Genomic DNA, 1,153 nt, shown 5'->3' with positions numbered 1-1,153 from the left:
ATCAAGGGATTCGAAGTCATGCGAGCCCTGCGCAAAGGACAGGCTCGCCCCTGGTGCCTGCAGCCCGGCATCAGGGGAGAGGTGCGCCTTGTGGAGAGAGCTTTCGGCATTGGGCCCTCGGCACTGACGGAGGCCATGGACATGCTCAACCACCATTTCGCAGCAGCCGCCTGATCGGCGCAGAGCGACAGCCTACCTGTGACTGCCGCCAATCTTTGCAACAGAGCCAGCGGTGGTGCTATCGGGCGGACGCTTCCGGCTTATAGCTCGACCGCCAGCACATCCGTCTTCGCGCGCGAAATACAGAGTGCGACTTTCTTTCCGGCGTTCTTCTGGAACTCGCTGAGGAAGTGATCGCGATTGTCGGGGACGCCTTCCACCACCTTGACGACGCAGCTTCCACACGTGCCTTGCTGGCACGAATTGGCAACCTCGACGCCGTTTTCCGTCAGGACTTGCAGCGCGGTCTTGTCGGCGGGGATCACGAACTCCCGGTTCGTCGACGCAAGGCGCAATGTGAAGGGCTTGTTGCCGCCGTCGTCCGCCGGAGTGTCTTCGTCAGGCGGGGAGAAATATTCCCAGTGCAGCATTTCCGGCGGCCATTGCCGGGCAGTCGCGCAGCGGAGGACGGCCTGCATGAAAGGCGTCGGGCCGCAATAATAAAGATGAGTGCCGCGTGGCTGGCCTTCGAGAATCCGCGACAGGATCGCTTCCGTCTCCGCCGCATCCGCCCCGAGATAGAGGCTGACCCTGCCCGCCAAGTCTGCGCGTCTCAGCAGTTCCACGAAGGCGGCGTGCTGCTCGGATCGCACGAAATAATGAAGCTCGAAGTCCGCTCCGCCCGCCGCGAGCTGCTGTGCCATGGCGAGGAGCGGCGTAATGCCGATGCCGCCGGCAACAAGGACGTGCCGACTGATCTCCGGCACTAGGAGGAAGTTGCTTCGTGGCAGGCTGATCCGCAGGAAATCACCCTCGGCGACCTGATCGTGGAGATAGATCGAACCACCGCGGGACACCGGCTCCTTCTTGACGGCGACGCGATATACGTTGGTGTCCTGCGGGTGGTTGTAGAGGGAATATTGGCGAACCTCGCCGCTGGGCAGCTCGATATCTATATGGGAGACGCCGAATTGAAAGACAAGGTCGCCTGGGA

At 62.0% G+C, this 1,153-nt stretch carries 1 protein-coding gene and 1 pseudogene; one reads left to right on the top strand and one right to left on the bottom strand.

Annotated elements, in window-relative coordinates:
* Window positions 1-174 (top strand): annotated as a pseudogene (locus tag QHC67_RS18645) (IS6 family transposase); the annotation flags it as partial.
* An 86-nt stretch (window positions 175-260) separates the two neighbouring features.
* Here the strand turns inward: QHC67_RS18645 and QHC67_RS18640 are convergent.
* Window positions 261-1,153, bottom strand: an 893-nt coding sequence (locus QHC67_RS18640) for a PDR/VanB family oxidoreductase (protein ID WP_319296649.1), incomplete at its 5' end; no start/stop codon positions are given.

The organism is Sphingobium sp. (genome assembly GCF_033795625.1).
Lineage (GTDB): Bacteria > Pseudomonadota > Alphaproteobacteria > Sphingomonadales > Sphingomonadaceae > Sphingobium.
This window is presented reverse-complemented; position numbering and strand designations above follow the sequence as displayed.